The sequence below is a fragment of the Pedobacter sp. CFBP9032 genome (assembly GCF_034045265.1).
Lineage (GTDB): Bacteria > Bacteroidota > Bacteroidia > Sphingobacteriales > Sphingobacteriaceae > Pedobacter.
Window position 1 is genome coordinate 318,957 of the sequence record NZ_JAXCWE010000003.1, and the last position, 21,169, is coordinate 340,125.

Sequence of the window (21,169 nt, forward strand, 5' to 3'; positions counted from 1 at the left end):
TCGAAGTATTATTTTAACAACAAAGTCCACCAAAACTTCGCAAGTTGATCTTTCATTGATCAAATAGTTTCTAAAACATGATCAATATTTTTAAAATGGCTGCCTATCTGGCGGCCATTTTTGTATCGTTAGCGCCAAACTGCAAGGGCGAGAGCAAAGGGGTAATTTTGATAGAATATTAATAATTGATTTACCCGATTTTTTATATCTTATCGCACAATCGTTCTACATACAACAATTGTAGTTTACAAAAACAAAATTCAAGCAACATCATGAAGTTCCTCAAAAGTTTATCATTGTTTATATTTGGTATCTGTTTTCTGGTCTTAACGGTTAATGCCCAGCAATCGGCAAAACCCTATAAGAATGCTAAACTGGCTATACCCATCAGGGTAAAAGACTTAATCTCCAGAATGACACTGGAAGAAAAAATCGGACAGCTTAACGTGTTGTTAGGGTGGGAGATGTACGATAAAAAGGAAACAATAAGTCCTTCTGATCAGTTCAAAAACGCCATCCAAAAGCAGCATATTGGCATGCTCTGGGCCACTTTACGGGCTGATCCCTGGACAAAAAAAACTTTGGAAAATGGACTTGATCCTTACTTCGCTTCGTTGGCAACCAATGCGCTCCAGAAATGGAATCTTGAAAACAGCCGGTTACAAATTCCTTTATTCTTCGCAGAAGAATGTCCGCATGGACATATGGCTATTGGAGCAACGGTTTTTCCTACCGCTATAGGGCAAGGTAGCACCTGGAATCCGGAGTTAATTCAACAAATGGGAAGTGTGATTGCAAAGGAAACCCGGTTACAGGGCGGCCACATTGGTTATGGGCCGGTGATAGATTTGGCTCGGGAATTAAGATGGTCCAGGGTAGAAGAAACCTATGGTGAAGATACCTACCTCACCAGCAAAATGGGGGTGGCAATGGTTCAGGGATTTCAAAATGCCAATCTTAAAAGCGGAGAAAACATCATCGCTACGCTTAAACATTTTATAGCCTATGGCGTACCGGAGGGTGGGCATAACGGAGGTTTCGTAAACTTAGGGAAAAGAGAATTGCTTCAAAGTTATCTCCCGCCTTTTAAAGCTACGGTGAAGGCTGGTGTCGGTTCTATCATGACGGCTTATAACTCCATTGATGGCGTGCCAAACAGCAGCAATTCGGCCTTGCTTAAAACCTTACTGCGGAACAATTGGGGATTTAAGGGGCTGGTTGTTTCAGATCTTTATAGCATTAACGGGCTTAGGGATATCGACCATCTGGCACCTACTTATACCGAAGCTGCGGCACTGGCAATGAATGCAGGCATAGATGTAGATTTAGGTGGAGTGGTTTTTTCTGAACCTTTAATTGCTGCAGTTAAGTCTGGTAAGGTAAAAATGGAACGAATAGATGAAGCTGTAACGCGTGTGCTTACTAAAAAGTTTGAAATGGGGCTGTTTGAAAATCCATATACAGACCCTGTACTGGCCCGTACCGTTGTGAATAATGAGGCGGCGGTTAAACTCGCAAAACAGGTGGCCTCAGAATCTATTATTTTACTCAAAAACCAAAATCAGACACTCCCTTTAAGTAAACAATTAAAAAGCATTGCAGTGATTGGGCCAAACGCAGATAATCTATACAATCAATTGGGCGATTATACTGCTACGCAGAAACGAGAAAACATTGTTACGGTTTTAGACGGGATTAAAAATAAATTTCCTAAAGATGTGATCATCAATTACGTTAAAGGTTGCGGCATTAGAGATACCAACAATACTAATATTAATGAGGCAGTTCTTGCCGCACAACAATCTGAAGTTACCGTGGTCGTGTTGGGTGGTTCTAGTGCAAGGGATTTTAAAACATCATACCTGGAAACCGGGGCAGCGGCTATAGACCAGAAAAACACAGGTGATATTGAAAGTGGCGAAGGTTTTGACCGCGAATCACTGGCACTTATGGGTAAACAGCTGGAATTGCTTAAAGCCATAGTTAAAACCGGTAAGCCAGTAGTATTGGTGTTAATTCAAGGCAGGCCGCTCCATCTCAACTGGCCGGCAGAAAATGTGCCTGCTATACTCAATGCATGGTATCCGGGGGAGCAAGGTGGCAATGCCATTGCGGATGTACTCTTTGGCGATTATAATCCGGCAGGCAGATTACCCGTTTCTGTGCCCAGATCTGTGGGGCAGTTGCCGGTTTATTACAGCTACCAGAATTCTTCGAGGCATGATTATGTAGAAGGAACAGCAAAATCTCTTTTTCCATTTGGATATGGCTTAAGCTACACTAATTTCAGTTATGCAGACCTAAGGGTTTCAAAAGCGGAAGATCAGGATCAACTTTCGGTAATGGTAACTTTAAAGGTAAAAAATACAGGCCAAAAAGATGGAGATGAAGTGGTTCAATTATATGTTAAGGATGAAATCAGTTCGGTGGTGGTGCCGAATAAATTGTTGAAACAGTTTAAACGGATTCATTTGAAAGCAGGAGCGGAAAGGTCTGTTCAGTTTAAGCTAACGGCTGAAGATTTTGCACTGTTCAATTCAGATAACCAACAAGTTGCAGAGAAGGGGCGCTTTCAGCTTTTGATTGGTGGAACTTCTGACCATTTTGAATTAAAAGGTACAGTAACGCTAACTGCTGATCACTTGATTAAATAAAATAGTTGGATGTTTTTATCGTTTATTATCCTCGGCGTTTCCTGGGTTTTGATCCCGAAAGGGAAGCATATTGAAAAATTCATTTGAAGCACTTTCAAATTGGTCAACTTACGAAGTTTAGGTGGGGGATGCGGTAGGAAAAATCGTTAGTCTCTTATAGTTTTGAATCATTAAAACTTTCGAAGTCTTTTAGTGTATTTATTTGTTACTATAGTGAAACCGACATTGAAAAATGTAACACTGGAACGTTGTTAACAGGCATTAAGGATGGCTTAAGCATATGAAAATCAGGATAACTATTGTTTAAATAAATTATAATTAATATTTGATTAATTATTGTTTTACGATAATTAATGGTATAATTGCAGTAATTAATACAAAATGCATGAATACTGTTCGATTTGTTGCCAGAATACTTTTAGCCCTGAGCAGGGTTTTAGCTTTAGGATATGCGCTGTCTTTTTTGCTCTCGCTAATTGCCTTGTCTACCGGATGGTCCCTGAATCTTATCGAGGGGGATCAGCGCTTTGAGATTTTTTATCCTTTCACCCGTGTTCCTTATCTGTTAGGTATGTATAATCGGGATTATATCTTGATGTTTTTGCTGTTGTTGGGGCTTTATACGCTCTTCTTTTTTCTGGTGGGGAATGTATTTAAAGTCTTCACGCTTCCTAAACTGTTCACGGCTTATGGTATCCGACAGCTGAAAAGGTTTTATCTCGGAAATCTGGTGCTGCCCATAAGTTCAGCCTTTGCAATTTCCCTGTTTTACGGCATCGAATCTCCCATGGTGGTTCTGGTGATTTTACACATGCTGCTGGGGGTGTTTACCTATTTTATGGCAGCTATTTTTAAGGAAGGTTTTGTATTGCAAAATGAAAATGATCTGATTCTTTAATTATGGCGATTGTTGTAAATGTAGATGTGATGCTGGCCAAAAGGAAGATGCAGAGCAAAGAACTGGCCGAGCTGCTGGGGATGACCCAGGCCAATATGTCCGTATTAAAAACTGGCAAGGCAAAGGGCATTCGCTTTGATACGCTCCAGGCAATCTGCAAGGCGTTGGATTGCCAGCCTGGCGATGTGTTGGAGTATGTAGCGGATTAGCATTTTTTAGCTGTTTATGATAAATTATTAAACCCTCGGCAAGATGGGAGGGCCACCCTTTTGCCCAAAAATTATAAAAATATGAATTCACTTATTATCAAAGATTTAACCAAGACCTATAAAAATGGTGTCAAGGCTTTGGATGGTTTGTCGCTGGAAATTGGTAATGGCATGTTTGGTCTGCTCGGTCCAAATGGGGCAGGAAAGTCATCGTTAATGAAAACTCTTGCCGGCTTGCAACAGGTAGACAGGGGCGAGGTCTATTTTAACGGCACCAGCACTTTGGATGACCCCGGATCAGTAAAAAAATACCTCGGTTTTTTGCCGCAGGACTTCGGGGTTTATCCAAAAGTTTCTGCTTACGATCTGTTGACCCATATTGCCACACTTAAAGGATTGGCGGATGGATCAGAGCGGAAAGAGCAGGTATTGGCCTTACTACAGCAAACTAATCTTTATGCACAGCGGAATAAGGAAGTGCACACTTTTTCCGGAGGAATGCGGCAACGTTTTGGGGTGGCCCAGGCATTGCTTGGAAATCCTCAACTTATTATTGTGGATGAGCCTACCGCTGGCCTTGATCCTGAGGAGCGCAACCGCTTTAATAATCTGCTCAGTGAAATAGGAGAGGAAAAGATCGTAATCCTGTCTACTCATTTAGTGGAAGATGTAAAGAACCTTTGTACCCAAATGGCCGTGATGAGAAATGGGAGAATCATCGCACAGGGAAAGCCAGTTGATTTTATCTCAGGTATGGCTGGTAAACTCTGGCAGAAAACTATTCCAAAGGTACAAAGAGCTATTTACGAGCAAGACTTTGATCTCATTTCTGCCCATTTAAGTATGGGGGAGCTTCTCATTCATACTTATGCAGATAAAGATCCCGGTCATGGATTTGAACCAGCCAAAGTAGATTTAGAGGATGTGTATTTTCATTTGCTTCACTCCACAAATTAGTCCATGATAGCTTTACTGAAATTTGAATTAGGCGCTTTTTTGAAGCGAACCGGCATTTATATTGTCTTTTTCTTATTATTTGCACTGGGATTTTTTATCGGTATTAAATTATCTTTAAGCCCAGGCGGCGAGATTTACCTCAATTCTCCCTATGCCATCGCCAATATGATTGGCTTGTTGAGTTTGTGCAACATCTTTATCACTACGCTGTTTGCTGCGCAGGTTCTTTTTAAAGAACACGATTCCGGATTCAGCCTAATCCTGTATGCCACATCCATAACCAGGCTGGAGTACCTGTTGAGCCGTTTCTTTACCGTGCTGCTATTGAGTCTGCTTTGTTTCAGCCTGCTCATATTCGGGTATTTGTCAGGGCATTTGGCTGATACGGATCGTGCATCTTACCAGGCATTTAATCTTTGGTATTACCTTCAGCCTGTTTTAATATTGGGTTTCCCGAATCTCTTACTCTGTGCCGCACTGGTTAGCTCAGTTGCCTGGAGCTTACACAGTAAGCTGATGGTATATTTAGCAGGTCTCTTTATCTACATCATTTATCTGGTGATGTTAACATATTCTGGTTCGCCCATGATGGCTTCCAGTCTACCGCAATCCGAAGAAGCCCTCAGGCTTTCCGCTCAACTAGATCCCTTTGGCCTCTCGGCATTTTATGAGCAGACTAACTTATGGACGGTGGCGAAGAAAAATAATGCGGTGTTTAGCTTAAGTGGAGATATGCTGTTGAATAGAATTGGCTATCTGTTTCTATCATTAATGATTTTATCATTAGTCTTCCTGCGCTTCCGGCTGAGGATTAAGCAAAATGGAGATCAGCGAAAGAAGGGAGTTGAGGATCAGGCAACAACTTTAAATTTTCCTTACCAACAGTTGATCGGCTACCCACACGGATGGAAATATGGTTATCAAAGCCTGAAAAGTCTGGTGAACATGGAATTCAATGTACTGGTGAAAAGTATTCCTTTTGTGCTGATTTCCCTTGGACTGGTATTTTATTTATCCATGGAATTTTATGGAAGCATAGATCAGGGTATTCGCTTGCCTCAGCAATATGCAACCAGCGCCTTAATGGTCAATCGCATTCTGTTTAATTTGCCGGGGATTTTGATATTGGTTATCTTATTTTATGCGCATGAACTTTACTGGAAGAGCAAGAATGCAAGGTTTGATCTGATAGAATGCAGTACACCTGCTCCACCAATCCTGCTGCTGATTTCCAAATGGATCTCGCTTTCCATCATGGTTATTTTGCTAACCACTATCATTATCATCACTGGCATCGCTTTTCAGGTACTGTTTAATTATGCCAGGATAGACTGGCAAATCTATTTTACCCTGTATTGGCTGATTGATGTTCCACTAGTGATTTGTATTGGAATAACCTTGCTCTTGCAAAAGATGATCAACTTAAGCTGGATCGGCTTACTCATCAGCAGTATTTTTATATTAGTCCTGGCTACTTCTTTTGGTAAAACCTTGGGAATAACCAATCCTTTATTGCGCTTTATAGCACCCTACACCGCCAGGTATAGTGAGATGAATGGATGGGATAACTATATGGTCAGTTTCTCTTGGAGAATACTTTTTGGAATTAGCCTGGTGAGTTTAATATGGATGGTTAAGGCTTTTAACTTAAACAGATTATCACCAAAAAAGCTGTTTAGTTTAAGTATCCCTTTACTAGTGATGTTGTTCAGCGGAATTTATTTCTACAGGAAAAGCCCAAAGATTAGTGTTGCTCAGGAAATGGAAAAGCTCGAAAATTACGAGCGAAGCTATCGTAAATTCAGAGATATTGCTCAGCCGGTGATCACCAGTGTAAAGACCAGAATCGACCTTTATCCAGTTGAAAATACTTATCAGGTTTCCGGAATTTATGTTTTAAAGAATAAGGACAAGCTGCCCATCACTCGTTTACTGCTAAATTTTCATGAGGCGATCCAGGTAGAGAATATTGTCTGCCAGACTGGTGTCAGAAGCGAAGTTTTAAGTAAAAAAAATGGATTGGTTCAACTTCAGCAACCGATGATGCCTGGTGATAGTGCCATTTTTTCCTTTTCTTTTAGATCTGGATGGAATGGTTTCATGGGGCATGAGTCTTTTAACGCAATTGTTAGAAACGGGACATTCTTACGCATTAGTAATTATTTTCCGAGATTTGGTTATCAACCGGATAAAGAAATTAGTAATGCTGCTGAGCGGAGAAAAAGGAATTTGCCAAAGCCTACACCACTAATAAAACTCGAGGCACAGAGGAGACAGAATGAATTTATTGATCTGGATATGACAGTTTCTGTACCCACAGGTCAAACGGTGATAGGTGTAGGTGACCTGGCCAGGCAATGGAAATCGAAGGATCGTAATTATTTTAATTACCAATCATCAGAACCAATCCCTTTTAGATTTGGCCTTTCTGCTGCGGCTTATAAGTTAACGCAGATGCGCTTTAAGGGAATAAATATAGAGGTTTATTATGACGAGCATCATTTTGAGAATGTGCAACACCTGATCAGAAATGCCGCCAGGGCACTAGACTATTGCGAGGATAATTTTGGGCCATATCCATATAAGACCATTCGCTTTGCAGAAGTATCTTCTTTCACAGATGGCTTCGCCGGAACTGCCTATCCGGCTACTGTATTTATGACGGAGCACCTGATTTTTCATAATAATCTACAGACTGATCGTGGCCAGGATGTGATTAATGAACTTGCCGCACATGAACTATCCCATCAATGGTGGGGAAATGCACAGCTGGCGCCAGCTGAGCGGGAGGGTTCGAAGCTATTAACCGAAACGCTTGCCATGTACACGGAGTTGGTTCTGGCTAATCGGTATCTCGGCATTGATGCCATGAGGGCTAAAGTTAAAATCCACGAGCAGATTTATCTGAGTGAACGTGGTTTCGGGAAAGAGGTGCCGCTATTTAGGGCAAGGCCAGAAGATACCCATCTGTATTATTCAAAGGGATTGGTGGTAATGGCTAAATTAAGGGAATTAATAGGTGAAACAAGGATCAATTTAGCATTAAGAAACCTTTTAAAGGAACATGCTTATCCAAATCTGCCACCAATTTCTACTGATTTGTTGACGGAGTTGCATCGGGTAAGTGATGTTTCGCTTCATCGTAAAATTGATAAGTTGTTTGGTCGCTGATGTGTTAGTAACATTATAGTTAAGTTTCCTGCTATAACCTTAATGCTTCTAAATGAAGCGAATGTTAGGGGGCATTTTGAATTTAGAAAAATTTAATGAAATGTGATTTCAATGATTTATTTGTTTAAATTGCATTAAATAATCTATTATAAACATTAAACATCAGTAATGGCAACAGGTACAGTAAAATTCTTCAATGAATCAAAAGGTTTTGGTTTTATCGTTGAAGATGGTAGTAAAAAAGAAATTTTCGTTCACGTTTCAGGTTTGAAGAATGATATCAGAGAAGGTGACGTAGTAAACTTCGAAGTACAACAAGGAAAAAAAGGTGAAAATGCAGTGAATGTTACGATAGCGTAAGCATTTCATTAATCTTTAAAATGCAGGTAATTACATTTTGCCTGCATTTTTTGTTTCTGGCTTGATGTTAATTCATCTTGAAATAAATGGCATAGTTCATACTATTCAAACCACTGCTAACCAGCCTCGGACTTACGATAGAAATGTTGAAGCAGTTAACAGAGAAGGGAATGAAGCGTTTTTCGATACTTTTAGAAAAAGTAGAAAACAGCCTGATCAAAATGCAGCAAATTATGCATGACCTCACTGATATCCCGCCAGGAGGAGCCTCGCTGTAAGGCCAAAGAAGAACTGCTTAGTTTCGAGCATATTTTCGAAGATGTGAGGCTAACGTTTGCACCTCAAATCAAAGAATCTAATGCAAAGATTAACTTGATATCAGTTTACCTTACTGAATCTATGGTGTTAAAAATGAAGTGTTAACGGGTAGGTGTAATACAAAGGTTGAGCCCTTACCCAACTCGCTCTCCAGCGAAATGATACCACCATGCCGGGTAACAATCTCGTGCGCTAAAAATAATCCAATTCCGAAACCACTAAAGAATTTTTCATTCCGCCCATCAACTCTGTAGAAGCGTTCAAAGATCTTATTCTGGTCACTTTTATTTATCCCTATTCCATAATCCCGTATGGCAATTTGAGCCTGATTACTAACCAGTGAAACATCAATATCAACCATCTTATTTTCAGGCGAATACTTTATGGCATTGGAGATTAGATTAATCAGCACCTGACTAATTCTATCTCTATCCGCATTGATCATGATTTGATCACCTGTGGTTAAATTAATCACATATTGCTGATGGCTTAACCGGAAATCCTCAACCACCTCGTTAACAAGTTTATCAATAGCAAAACGCTCTAACCTTAAGTCCATTCTTCCTGCATCAAGCCTGCTCAAATCAAGCATGTCTCCGATTAATGATGTCAATTGTACGATTAGATTATCTATCCTTAAAAAGGAGGAGTTAAGCTTTTGTATGGAAGGTGTTGAAGCTTCTTTATTCAGTAACCGTAAAGCCAATTGTACATGGCCCTTAATAGAGGTAACGGGCGTTTTGAGTTCATGACTCAGCATACTCACGAAATCAGTTTTACGCTGTTCTTCTTCTTTTATCTCCTGAATATTTGTTGTAGATCCTACCCACATTTTCAAATCACCCTGTTCATTATAGGTTGGAGAAGCAACATGTAAATGCCAGATGTATTCTCCGTCTCTGTTTTTAAAACGCATTTCTGAAACATGGGCTACATGGTTAATTGCTGCATGTTCAAGCCCTTTTTGCAGGCCGGCAATGTCATCGGGATGCATCATGTGGTAAAAACCAAAATCTCGAAGATCTTCAAAACTCATTCCTGCAAAATCCAGCCAGTGTTGATTAAAGAAAGTAACTTTTCCATTTGGCAGGGCATTAGAAATCTTTGCCGGTACAAGATCTGCAAGGTTCCGGAAATGTTGCTCACTTTCTTCAATTGATTTTCTGGCTTTTACCTGCTCAGTAATATCTGCTGCTACAATCAGGATGTCAGAGACTACACCATCTAGTCCTGTAACCGGCTGATAAACCACATTGAAGAAAATCTCTTTCATTTCTCCATCATGCTCCAGAATTGCACTGATCTCATTTGCATAAAATGGGGTATTCGTGGTAAACACATTATCCAGAATATCCTGAAATGGTTGTCCATCCAGTTCAGGAATTGCCACAGATAGTGGGAGGCCAATTATGTCCGCAGTTTTGCCCCATACCTCTAATATCTTATGGTTCGCCGTTTCTACTATTAATCCTCTTCCATGTAAAACGCCAATCGCCACTGGTGCTTCTTCAATAAAATATTTAAAACGCGCCTCACTTTTTGCCAGTTTATTATTAGCAATAGATAGGGAATCGTTCAAAATACCTAACTCTTTTGTATATTTTTCTAAAAGCTTCCTGGATTTAACCTTGTCTGTGACTTCAAATGACATCACCAATACCCCGTTCCAATTTCCAAAAGCATCTTGTAATGGTTGGTAAGTATAGTCTACAAATGTTTCCCGTATGGAGCCATCAGGCATTGTGAAAAGCACCGGACTTTCTTTAATATCAATAATTTCGCCCGTTTCCATTACTCTTCGCAATTGGCCGGCAAATGGTTGATTAGCCAGATCTGGTAAAATATCGAGGAATTTTTTACCTATTACTTCATCCCTGGTTCTGTTCCAGTAATTTAAATTACTATCATTGATCATCTCCACAATGAGATCATAGCCACGGATTACCACTACCGATGCGGGTAGCATATTTAAGATCTGTTTCAGGTTCCCATTTGCTTCACTCAACAGATTTCTTGAAATCTGTAATTTTTCATTGGTTGCATTAAGTTGTTCATTTATGTTTTCTGCAGAATTGTTTAAGGATTTTAGTTCTTCCGATAACCTGAGCTTTTCCAATTGAGATTCCCTATGCGCTGTCACATCACGGGTGGTGCCTGAAATGGCGGTCACTTTTCCTTCAGCATCAAATACTGGTGTGAGAATGTAATCGTATGTCCGGTTTCCAAGGGTTGAATGTGGGAAATCTACTTCTCCACGAATGGATTGACCATTAGCTATAATCTGATCTAATTCCTTTTCATGCATCTGGGCATGCCAGGGTTCATATCCATTTTCAAGTAGTGTTTTACCAATAGATTCATCCCAGCTTTTTCCCCACATCTCCAGTAGGGCTCTATTTGCATAAGTGAAACGATAATTAAGGTCGAATACATAAATTAAATCAGGGGTATTCGAGGTAACCGTTTCATAAAGTCGCTGATGCTTTTCTGCAGATTCTTTTGCTGCCTGAAGTGCCAGTTCTGTATTTTTGCGATCTGTAATGTCTGCAGCCGCACCAAACCATTCCATAATTTCACCCGAATCTCCGAATATAGGTACAGCTCTGGAAAGTGTCCAGCCAGTACTGCCATCTACCCGTAAAACCCGATGTTCAAGCTCAAATTTCTTTTTCTCCTCAATGGATTTTGCAATAGCTGAATTCACGATCTCCATATCTTCGGGATGAATATTTTTTTCTTTCCACCCGGTGATAGGGGATGAGGTACTTTTCAAAAATCCTCGCCCATCTATTTCATACATTAACTCCCAATCTGGGCTCAAACGGTAAACAACATCAGAAATCGCAGATACAAGTGCATGAAAGCGCTTATGGTTGGTATCTATTTCGCTCATATATTGGGAAAGTGATGATTTTGCAAAAAAAAAACTCTGCAAAATTAATAAAAATAATATTTTATGATGTGGGATTTATACTGAAGCCTATAGCGTATTTGTTACTTTTAATACTTGGACCTGATGTTGGATTAGCGCGTCGAAATTTAAATAGCGGTAGCGCAAGGGCTCAATTTGCTTTTACATAAAGATTTATTTTAGGAGCCGTTCGCGCTACCTTGGGTTGTGGGAAAATTTGAACGTTCGTGCAAAAATTTCAACGGCTTCTCCTTCCATCATCTCCTAGGCCGGAGAGCAGAGTGGCAATAGCAGGATGAGAATTAGGATGCAGACTTAGATTTAGAACAAGAAAGGCGATCGCTATCACTACCCAGCAAGGCCAAACCACCGTTTCTTCGTTCTGCTCTTAGACCGGCATGGTCAATTTTTTGGGATGGCACTGACCCAGCCCAGCTACTGACTTGGATAAAAAAATTGCGAGTCGGCAGTTTTGTTTCTTTTGCTGTCAAAAGAAAAAAGGCCCGTCCGGTCAGGACACGATAAGATGCTTTAAACCCGAAGCGTAAAAGACATTTTTTTACAGCATTCATCTATCGGCTGGTGTCATCACTTGCAGTAAACTTTTTCCGCTGCGCTGCCTTGCCTCGGCTAGCCGCCGAAGGGCTCTCTTCTTTTTCTTGACAAAAAGAAGCAAAACTCAAGGCTTGGATCTGATGTCGGATTAGCGCGTCGAAATTTAAATGGCGGTAGCGCAAGGGCTCGATTTTCTTTAAATAAAGATTTTTTTGAGGAGCCGTTCGAGCTACCTTGGGTTGTGGGAAGATTTGAAAGGAGGTGTAAAAATTTCAACCGCTTCTCCTTCCATCATCTCCTAGGCCGGATAGCAGGGTGGCAATAGCATGATGAGAATTAGGATGCGTACACTTAGATTTATAAGTGGTAGAAGCTTTAACGTTTTCTCCTTCCATCATTTCCTCGGTCGGATAGCAGGGTGGCCATAGCAAGATGAGAATTAGGATGCAGACTTAGATTAATAACAAGAATGGCGATCGCTATCACTACCCAACAAGGCCAAACCACTGTTTCTTCGTTCTGCTCTTAGACCGGCATGGTCAATTTTTTGGGATGGCACTGACCTAGCCTATCTACTGACTTGGATAAAAAAATTGCGAGCCGGCAGTTTTGTTTCTCTTGCTGTCAAAAGAAAAAAGGCCCGTCCGGCCAGGACACAATAAAATCCTTTTTAACCCGAAGAGTAAAAGACATTTTTTTGCAGCATTATATATAAGTTGGTGTCATCACCTGCCGTAAAGTTTCCCGCTGCGCTGCCTTACCTCGGCTGGCCGCCGAAGGGCTATTTTCTTTTCCTTGATGAAAAGAAACAAAAATCAAGGCTTGGATCTGATGTCGGATTAGCGCGTTGAAATTTAAATGGCGGTAGCGCAAGGGCTCAATTTGCTTTGTAATAAAGATTTATTATAGGAGCCGTTCGCGCTACCTTGGGTTGTGGGGAGATTTGAATGGAGGTGTAAAAATTTCAACGGCTTCTCCTTCCAACATCTCCTATGCCGGATAGCAGGACGGCAATAGCATGATGAGAAAGCAGGATGCAGACTTAGATTTAGAACAAGAATGGCGATCGCTATCACTACCCAGCAAGGCCAAACCACCGCTTCTTCGTTCTGCTCTTAGACCGGCATGGTCAATTTTTTGGGATGGCACTGACCTAGCCTATCTACTGACTTAGATAAAAAAATTGCGAGCCGGCAGTTTTGTTTCTCTTGCTGTCAAAAGAAAAAAGGCCCGTCCGGCTAGGACACGATAGATCCTTTTAAACTCAAAGCATAAAAGACACTTTTTTGTACCATTCATCTATCGGCTGGTGTCAACACCTGCCGAAAACTTTTCCCACTACGCAGCCTTGCCTCGGCTAGCCGCCGAAGGGCTATTTTCTTTTCCTTGATGAAAAGAAACAAAAATCAAGGCTTGGATCTGATGTCGGATTAGCGCGTTGAAATTTAAATGGCGGTAGCGCAAGGGCTCGATTTGCTTTGTAATAAAGATTTATTATAGGAGCCGTTCGCGCTACCTTGGGTTGTGGGGAGATTTGAACGGAGGTGTAAAAATTTCAACGGCTTCTCCTTCCATCATTTCCTAGGCCGGATAGCAGGGGGGCCATAGCACGATGAGAATTAGGATGTGTACTTAGATTTATAATAATAATGGCCATCGCTATCACTACCCAATAAGGCCAAACCACCGTTTCTTCGTTCTGCTCTTAGACCGGCATGGTCAATTTTTTGGGATGGCACTGACCAAGCCTACTCACTAACTTTAACAGAAAAATTGCGAGCCGGCAGTTTTGTTTCTTTTGCTGTCAAAAGAAAAAAGGCCCGTCCGGTCAGGAAAAAACAGAATCCTTTTAAACCCGAAGCGTAAAAGAAATTTTTTTGTAGCATTCATCTATCGGCTGATGCCAGCATCTACCGAAACTTTTCCCGCTACGCAGTCTTGCCACGGCTAGCCGCCGAAGGCTTCTTTCTACCTTTTTCTTGATAAAACAAGTCCCTTCTTCCTCTGGACAACGTTCATAATAATGCCTTTAATAATGTTTGCCAATGTACAAAGTGACAAATCTTATTACTATAATGCTTACATTTTACTATTTCGGATTGCAAACGGTGACTAATTTCACCGAGTAATTAGGATTTAATGGTTCATTAGTTTGTGCCAACCTTTGTGAACCCGTATTAGCGGGACAAGCAATATCTCCTGCGGCATCATAAACTAATTTCGTTCCTGAAACGACTAATTCTTTCGGCACATATACCTGTACCTTAGTAACAGAGTAACCTGAAGGAAAATAGCGTAAATAATATCCATCAGGGTGTTTCGTCCAGATACCGCTTGGCACATCTGCTCTTGGCGGTGCCATCCCAGCAACTATAGCATACTTTTCCATATCTGCGTATGTGTAATTACCCGAGGAAACCAATTGTCTGATATTATTTTCAGCTTCAAAAACTGCCCTTATGCCAGAAGGTAACTGATCTTTAGCTTTTTGCATCACATCAAATGGAAGCACCCCTAGAGCACCGCCTTCCAGCATGGTTATCTGTTGTGGACTTAGTAATTTCATGGCAGTAACTTTCACCTGTCCGTTATAATTAGCAAACCTGGTACGCGCAATAATGGTCCATAGCAATGCCTGGATATCATGCTGTTCTACCTCCGAATGTTTTTCTGCACTTTTGATTATGGCAATCACAACTTCTTCTTTTGAACCTAATACTGGCGCAAACATGTAGCCATCACCTTTAGCAGGTGCAAAAGTTCCCGCCATCAGGCAATAACTTTTATTGGTCATTTCGTAAAGTCCTTCACAAAGTAAATAGCCACCCTCCGGATTTTTCGGTAATAAATATAATGGTTGTGCTTTTAAGGTAGCTTTAAAATCAGGCATCATTTCCCCCTCACGATTCACATCTTCAAAGCTTGTGGTAATTGCACCAGGCTGTTTTAAAAATTTATCGACGCCAAGTGCCTTTGCACCCTGAGCTGTACCAACTTTTAAAAGTTTGTCTTTAAGTCCACCAAACTGCGCATGGGTATTATTGATGCTGGCAAAAAATATAGACAGTGCAAAACAGATGATTTTAGCGTTTTTCATTAATAATCAAAATTTAAATAGGTTGTACAAACTTAAAATATTAACTGTTAATTTCTTATTAATTATTTCAAGGACTATTTAATCATGAATTTTCAGCTTCAAAAACATTAATTTATCAATATTTCGAAATTTTATTTTGTGAATTGAAAATAAATTCTCACATTTGAAATATTATTTGGCGACAAGCTTAATAAAAGTCAATCTAATCGGATTGATTTATAAAGAAGTGGCGAGAGACTGGCTCTATGACCCACTGGCAACCCTCAGAAAGAGAAGGTGCCAAATCCTGACCAACTAACATGGTGTTGTTTGGTGATATAAATTAAAAAGATGAATACAATAAATCTTCAATCGCAGGGCGAAACGAGTCTTCAACTCAAGCAAATAGATATCTCTTCTATTCCGTTTATTTGTTGCGATATGCAGGTAATTACTTGTATGTGCTGTTGCATATAGTAATTTAAAAAACTTCCTCATTTGTTTATTTTCAAACTGGAAGGTCCTGGTTATTCAGGATACGCCCCTAGCCTGGAATTTCTTCTTTCTAAAGCTTGAAAATCTAAGTTCAATTTATTCATTAACAGTTAACTACTCATTCAATTTTAAATTATGTCAGCTTCCTATAAATTTGAAACCCTTCAGTTGCATGCCGGTCAGGAAATAGACCCTACAACTGGTTCACGTGCAGTTCCAATCTATCAAACCACTTCTTATGGTTTTAAAAATGCAGAACATGGTGCGAACCTTTTTGCATTGAAAGAATTCGGCAACATCTACACCCGCCTGATGAACCCGACCACAGATGTATTTGAAAAAAGGATTGCAGCGTTAGAAGGCGGTGTTGCTGCATTGGCAGTTGCGTCCGGGCAGGCGGCGCAATTTATAGCGCTTCATAATATTTTGGAAGCAGGTGATCACATTGTTTCATCCTCGCATGTTTATGGCGGAACCTACAACCAGTTTAAGGTTGCTTTTAAACGCCTAGGCATTCAGGTTGATTTTGTTAATCCGGATGTTCCTGAAGAATTTGAACAAAGCATTAAAGAAAATACCAAAGCAATCTATTTAGAAACTATAGGAAACCCTTCTTTTAGCGTTCCTGATTTCGAAAAGATTGCTGCTATTGCGAAGAAATATGATATCCCCTTTATTGTTGATAATACCTTTGGTGCTGGTGGGTATTTATTTAAACCACTAGAGCATGGTGCGAACATCGTAGTAGAATCTGCAACTAAATGGATTGGAGGCCATGGTACCAGTATCGGTGGCGTTATCGTAGATGGTGGAAGTTACAACTGGGGAAATGGCAAATTCACGCAATTTACAGAACCCTCTGAAGGCTATCACGGATTGGTTTTTAATGATGTATTCGGTATTGGCGGGCCTTTCGGAAATATTCAATTCATCATCCGTGCCCGTGTAGAAGGCTTGAGAGATTTAGGGCCGGCACTTTCCCCTTTCAATTCATTTCTTCTATTGCAAGGATTAGAAACCTTATCGCTTCGCGTGCAACGCCATGTAGATAATGCTTTGGAGCTGGCCACGTGGCTGGAAAATCATTCATTGGTAAAGGAAGTTCATTATCCTGGTTTAGCCAGCAGCCCTTATCACAATCTGGCAAAAAAGTACTTAAGTAATGGTTTTGGTGGTGTATTGTCTTTTGAACTAAACGGAACTAAAGAAAATGCAAGTCAGCTCATTGATAGCTTAAAATTGGTTTCTCACCTGGCTAATGTTGGTGATGCGAAGACGCTGATTATTCAGCCTTCAGCCACTACGCATCAGCAGTTAAGTGGTGAGGCGCAATTAGCTGCAGGAGTAAAACCAAATGCCGTAAGAGTTTCAGTTGGCATTGAACATATTGATGATATTAAAGCTGATTTTGAGCAAGCTTTCGCTGCCATAAACGCAGAGAATATCCATGCATAAGTGGCAAAGAATTTAAGCTTTTTTTAACGACAGTACATTACAACATGCAAAACAGTATAGACAATAGCAATTCAGCGCATTTCGCGGCAACCTATCATCATCATAAATCATTCAAATTAGAAAGCGGAAAAAAGATTCAAAATCTTCAGGTTGCTTATCAAACCTATGGAAAGCTTAATGCCAGCAAAAGTAATGTGATTTGGGTATGCCATGCCCTAACCGCTAATGCAGATGTTTTTGAATGGTGGGAAGGTTTATTTGGGCCGAATGCCTTGTTTAATCCGGAAGATCATTATATCGTATGTGCAAATGTTTTAGGTTCTAATTATGGCACCACAAATCCGTTAAGTACAAACCCGACGACTGGTTTATCGTATTACCTGTCTTTTCCCCAGTTTACCATTCGCGATTTTGTATCTGCACACCAGTTGCTGGCCAATCACTTAGGAATTGAATCTATTAAATTGCTAATTGGCGGTTCTTTAGGCGGTCAGCAAGCAGTAGAATGGGGAATTATTGAACCATCACGTATTGAGAATTTAATTCTCGTAGCTACAAATGCGGTACATTCTCCCTGGGGAATAGCCTTTAACGAAAGTCAACGTTTGGCAATTGCTACAGATAGAACTTTTTTTGCCAATCAGCCTAACGGCGGAAGTAAAGGTTTAAAAACTGCAAGAAGCATTGCACTTTTGAGTTATAGAACCTACAATGCTTATGGCAATACACAGGTGGAAAGTGTAAATGATAAGACAGATCATTTTAGGGCCTCATCCTATCAGAATTACCAGGGTGAAAAGTTGATCAATCGTTTCAACGCTTATAGTTATTATTATCTAACTAAAGCGATGGATAGCCATAATGTTGGTCGCAATAGAAATAGTATTGCAGAAGCATTACAGCTAATCACTGCAAATACATTGGTAATCGGAATTGAAAACGATTTTCTGTTTCCATTATCGGAACAAAAATTCCTGGCAGACCAAATTAACAATGCAAAATTTGCTGCTATTCACTCCGAATATGGTCATGATGGTTTTTTAATTGAAACGAATGCTTTAACAAATATTATCGGAACATTTATCAAAGAAAGCAGAGATAAAAAGATCATCAAGTTGCAGCATACTGCTTAAAGGGAAAGCTGAAAGGCAAAAGCTAAAAGTGTAAAAGCTTAAAGACCAATGATGAAAACTTAAGCAAACAGAAAATAATGTAAAAACAAATTTAGTAGTGGACAGCTTTTGACTGCTTGGTTTAGATACCGAATACTCGATACTAGCTACTTGATACCAGCTACTCGATACTCGATACTCGATACTTGATACTCGATACTTAATACTTAATACTTAATACCAGCCACCCAATATCACTACCTAACACCGCTACTTGATACTATAAAAATATGAGTAAGAATTTAAAAATTGGATTATTTGGTTTCGGCGTTGTCGGACAAGGATTATTGGATATCATTCAAAGTCAGAATCTGAATCTGGAAATTATAAAAATCGCTATAAAAGACCCGAAGAAAAAACGTACGCTTAACAAAGATTTATTTACTACAGATCGGAATGAAATCCTCAATAATTCGGAAATAAATACCATTGTCGAGTTGATTAATGATGCGGATGCGGCTTACGAAATTGTAACTACCGCATTGAAAAATGGCAAGAATGTCGTTTCTGCGAACAAAAAAATGATCGCCACACACTTAAAGGAGTTAGTAGATCTTCAACAAGAGCATGGCACTTCTTTGCTTTATGAAGGTGCGGTTTGTGGAAGTATTCCAATCATCAGAAATTTGGAAGAATACTATGATAACGAACTTTTCCATGCTTTAAGCGGAATCTTTAATGGCTCATCGAATTACATATTATCAAAAATATTTAATGAGAACCAAAGCTATCATGCCGCGTTAAAAGAAGCACAAGACTTGGGTTTTGCAGAAACAGACCCTATTCTTGACGTTGGAGGTTATGATCCAAAATATAAACTTTCTATCGCTACAGCTCATGCCTATGGGTTATTCGTTAACCCTGATGCCATTTTAAACATTGGAATTCAGAATCTTTCTGCAAACGACATCAAATATGCCCGTGAGAAGAATTTCAAAATCAAATTGGTACCTACTGCGAGAAAGGTAAACAAAACTGACATTGTTACCTATGTACTGCCCAAGCTCGTGGCGAAAGATGATTTCCTGTATAATGTAGAAAATGAGTACAATGCCGTTACTGTTCAGGCCGCTTTCGCCGATAAGCAATTCTTTTTTGGCAAAGGTGCAGGCGGGCATCCAACAGGCGCAGCAGTATTATCAGATATTGCAGCATTACGTTATGATTATCGTTATGAATACAAAAAATATCATTCAGAGAATGGCGTAAAACATACCGAAGATATTTTACTTGAAGTTTACCTACGCTATGCAGATGAAGATTTGATTACACTATTAGCATTTGATGGGATTAGTGAACGTTATTCTGCAAGTAATTTTAAGTATGTTATTGGTACCGTTAAATTACAAAACCTCATTAAAAACCGTGATCTACTGTTAGATGCTGATGTGTTTATTGCTTACACCGGGAGACAGATTTATAAACAAGAACAGGTTGCAGAAAATGTTTTTGCTGAAGAACTGGCTTCCCTATAAGATTTTTTTAAAGTTAATTTTTTTTATTTGTTTTGTTGTTAAGCAAAAGGTCGGAGCGATTCCGACCTTTTTGTGCTTTAGCTCATGGCTTTATTTTTAAGTATTTCTCTATAATGACGCGATCAATATTGGCTTCTACTACCTTCTCTACTCCTTTTTGAATCAAAGTATCTTTGTCAAGAGCTATTTTAAAGTTGAAAGTTTTACCCTCCCATTTTTTGTCTTTATAAAAATCAAGATGTTCGGTATAGTCGTCATCACTTAAAGTATAACTTCCTCCACCTGCATCAAAGTTAGTGGTATCTTTAGGATTGCTGCTATGCCTTAAAAAGGCAAAATGCGATCCGTTGATTATCTTGATCATTTTAACATCACCATCATAATTGGTAACCTGCGTTTTACCTTTTTCTATTGTGGTGGCGGAAATCAGCTGCCAACTCCCCTCCAGGTTAAGGCTAGCATTCTTTTGCTTTTCATTTGAGCAGGACAATACCGAAAGCGTTACAAATGCCAGTAAATAATTTATTCTCATACTTTAGAAATTTGGTTTAACATTCAGTCGTTATCCTCTGCCTGCCATCTGCATCAATTTATGCGCGAGTTCTTTCCCTAAATAACCATCAATAATGGCATGTACAACATACAAAATTGGTGTCATTAAAATAGCCACAAGGAATTTGTAAGTGTAGTTTACCAATCCAATAGCGGCCACCATTTGCCAACTATAATGATATTGTGGATTGAGGTAAAAGGCAATAAAGATTACCACAAAACTATCAATTAACTGCGATACCAAAGTGGAGCCTGTGGCACGTAACCACAGGGCTTTTTCTCCCGTTACCCGTTTAATGCGGTGAAAAATTACTACATCTGCCAATTGCCCCACAATGAAAGCGACAATGGAGCCTACAATAATCCACATGCCCTGACCGAATATACCGGCAAACGCATTGTTCATATTTAGGTCTTCACCGTTGATATTTTGGTGTACCCAAAAATCGGCAGCACTCAAATGCATGGAACCCCAAACCACCAAGAATGCAAACGCGATTAGAATAGACGTTAAAATGGAAAGGAAGCGAACCTGCTTTACACCGAAGTACTCGTTAATGATATCAGTCATGATGAAAATAATCGGCCAGGTCAACACACCTGCAGACATCACAAATGAGAGATTCTTTACGCCTAATAAATTGATATCGAACTTTTTTATCCCCAACGTTTCCTCGACACTGAATAGTTTAACGCCAATAAATTCAGATAGTATCGCATTTGCCACGAAAAAACATCCTAAGACAAGGAGTAATCGGCTTTCTTTGGTTTTAAAAGTCATAGTTTATAAATCTAGAGATAATTCAAATCAGAATGATAATTTCTGCTATTAATTTTTAAAGGATTTATCTTTTTACAAAAATTGGTTTAAAAAAGTAGGTTAAGAAAATAAATCTGCCAATCTTTGCGCC

13 protein-coding genes and 1 riboswitch are annotated in these 21,169 nt (G+C 39.7%); of the genes, 9 read left to right on the forward strand and 4 right to left on the reverse strand.

Translation table 11 applies throughout. The features are described from left to right. Positions 1 to 272: 272 nt before the first annotated feature. The 6 genes from SOM16_RS07940 (at position 273) to SOM16_RS07965 (ending at position 8,249) form a co-directional block, all read left to right on the forward strand. A complete protein-coding gene (locus SOM16_RS07940) occupies positions 273 to 2,654 on the forward strand; it encodes a glycoside hydrolase family 3 N-terminal domain-containing protein (RefSeq protein ID WP_320463460.1) in 2,382 nt (793 codons plus the stop codon). Between the two features lie 385 nt (positions 2,655 to 3,039). Beyond that, positions 3,040 to 3,552, forward strand: coding sequence for a hypothetical protein (locus tag SOM16_RS07945; protein ID WP_320463461.1), 513 nt, complete (start codon positions 3,040 to 3,042; stop codon positions 3,550 to 3,552). A 2-nt stretch (positions 3,553 to 3,554) separates the two neighbouring features. Further along, complete coding sequence (locus SOM16_RS07950; RefSeq protein ID WP_320463462.1) at positions 3,555 to 3,761, forward strand: helix-turn-helix transcriptional regulator; 207 nt, start codon at positions 3,555 to 3,557, stop codon at positions 3,759 to 3,761. Between the two features lie 81 nt (positions 3,762 to 3,842). Beyond that, positions 3,843 to 4,718, forward strand: a complete 876-nt coding sequence (locus SOM16_RS07955; RefSeq protein WP_320463463.1) for an ABC transporter ATP-binding protein — start codon at positions 3,843 to 3,845, stop codon at positions 4,716 to 4,718. A gap of 3 nt (positions 4,719 to 4,721) precedes the next feature. Further along, complete coding sequence (locus SOM16_RS07960) at positions 4,722 to 7,889, forward strand: M1 family aminopeptidase (protein WP_320463464.1); 3,168 nt, start codon at positions 4,722 to 4,724, stop codon at positions 7,887 to 7,889. Between the two features lie 168 nt (positions 7,890 to 8,057). Continuing rightward, positions 8,058 to 8,249 carry a cold shock domain-containing protein gene (locus tag SOM16_RS07965; RefSeq protein ID WP_320463465.1) on the forward strand — a complete coding sequence of 64 codons (192 nt, stop codon included), beginning with the start codon at positions 8,058 to 8,060 and terminating at the stop codon, positions 8,247 to 8,249. 397 nt (positions 8,250 to 8,646) lie between these two features. Here the strand turns inward: SOM16_RS07965 and SOM16_RS07970 are convergent, their stop codons facing one another. Further along, entirely contained in the window at positions 8,647 to 11,460 is a 2,814-nt protein-coding gene (locus SOM16_RS07970) for a PAS domain S-box protein (protein WP_320463466.1), read from the reverse strand. A gap of 2,662 nt (positions 11,461 to 14,122) precedes the next feature. After that, complete coding sequence (locus SOM16_RS07975) at positions 14,123 to 15,130, reverse strand: hypothetical protein (RefSeq protein ID WP_320463467.1); 1,008 nt, start codon at positions 15,128 to 15,130, stop codon at positions 14,123 to 14,125. Positions 15,131 to 15,343: 213 nt separating this feature from the next. Next, positions 15,344 to 15,454: riboswitch (SAM riboswitch) on the forward strand. Positions 15,455 to 15,739: 285 nt separating this feature from the next. On the opposite strand from SOM16_RS07975, the gene SOM16_RS07980 reads away from it, so the two are divergent. The 3 genes from SOM16_RS07980 (at position 15,740) to SOM16_RS07990 (ending at position 19,706) form a co-directional block, all read left to right on the forward strand. Beyond that, positions 15,740 to 17,059: an O-acetylhomoserine aminocarboxypropyltransferase/cysteine synthase gene (locus tag SOM16_RS07980; RefSeq protein WP_320463468.1), complete on the forward strand. Its 1,320-nt coding sequence runs from the start codon at positions 15,740 to 15,742 to the stop codon at positions 17,057 to 17,059. A gap of 44 nt (positions 17,060 to 17,103) precedes the next feature. Beyond that, positions 17,104 to 18,192 (forward strand): homoserine O-acetyltransferase family protein, encoded by a 1,089-nt coding sequence (locus SOM16_RS07985; RefSeq protein ID WP_320463469.1) that lies wholly within the window; start codon positions 17,104 to 17,106, stop codon positions 18,190 to 18,192. 269 nt (positions 18,193 to 18,461) lie between these two features. After that, positions 18,462 to 19,706 carry a homoserine dehydrogenase gene (locus SOM16_RS07990; RefSeq protein WP_320463470.1) on the forward strand — a complete coding sequence of 415 codons (1,245 nt, stop codon included), beginning with the start codon at positions 18,462 to 18,464 and terminating at the stop codon, positions 19,704 to 19,706. 82 nt (positions 19,707 to 19,788) lie between these two features. Here SOM16_RS07990 and SOM16_RS07995 read toward each other — a convergent pair whose 3' ends face one another. Together SOM16_RS07995 and SOM16_RS08000 are read right to left on the reverse strand one after the other, a co-directional pair. Then, complete coding sequence (locus SOM16_RS07995) at positions 19,789 to 20,238, reverse strand: hypothetical protein (protein WP_320463471.1); 450 nt, start codon at positions 20,236 to 20,238, stop codon at positions 19,789 to 19,791. Positions 20,239 to 20,268: 30 nt separating this feature from the next. Further along, positions 20,269 to 21,039 carry a queuosine precursor transporter gene (locus SOM16_RS08000; protein WP_320463472.1) on the reverse strand — a complete coding sequence of 257 codons (771 nt, stop codon included), beginning with the start codon at positions 21,037 to 21,039 and terminating at the stop codon, positions 20,269 to 20,271. Between the last annotated feature and the right edge of the window lie 130 nt (positions 21,040 to 21,169).

Coding starts and splice junctions, on each gene's coding strand:
- SOM16_RS07940 (WP_320463460.1), top strand. CDS start 273: ATGAAGTTCCTCAAAAGTTTATCATTGTTTATATTTGGTATCTGTTTT.
- SOM16_RS07945 (WP_320463461.1), top strand. CDS start 3,040: ATGAATACTGTTCGATTTGTTGCCAGAATACTTTTAGCCCTGAGCAGG.
- SOM16_RS07950 (WP_320463462.1), top strand. CDS start 3,555: ATGGCGATTGTTGTAAATGTAGATGTGATGCTGGCCAAAAGGAAGATG.
- SOM16_RS07955 (WP_320463463.1), top strand. CDS start 3,843: ATGAATTCACTTATTATCAAAGATTTAACCAAGACCTATAAAAATGGT.
- SOM16_RS07960 (WP_320463464.1), top strand. CDS start 4,722: ATGATAGCTTTACTGAAATTTGAATTAGGCGCTTTTTTGAAGCGAACC.
- SOM16_RS07965 (WP_320463465.1), top strand. CDS start 8,058: ATGGCAACAGGTACAGTAAAATTCTTCAATGAATCAAAAGGTTTTGGT.
- SOM16_RS07970 (WP_320463466.1), bottom strand. CDS start 11,460: ATGAGCGAAATAGATACCAACCATAAGCGCTTTCATGCACTTGTATCT.
- SOM16_RS07975 (WP_320463467.1), bottom strand. CDS start 15,130: ATGAAAAACGCTAAAATCATCTGTTTTGCACTGTCTATATTTTTTGCC.
- SOM16_RS07980 (WP_320463468.1), top strand. CDS start 15,740: ATGTCAGCTTCCTATAAATTTGAAACCCTTCAGTTGCATGCCGGTCAG.
- SOM16_RS07985 (WP_320463469.1), top strand. CDS start 17,104: ATGCAAAACAGTATAGACAATAGCAATTCAGCGCATTTCGCGGCAACC.
- SOM16_RS07990 (WP_320463470.1), top strand. CDS start 18,462: ATGAGTAAGAATTTAAAAATTGGATTATTTGGTTTCGGCGTTGTCGGA.
- SOM16_RS07995 (WP_320463471.1), bottom strand. CDS start 20,238: ATGAGAATAAATTATTTACTGGCATTTGTAACGCTTTCGGTATTGTCC.
- SOM16_RS08000 (WP_320463472.1), bottom strand. CDS start 21,039: ATGACTTTTAAAACCAAAGAAAGCCGATTACTCCTTGTCTTAGGATGT.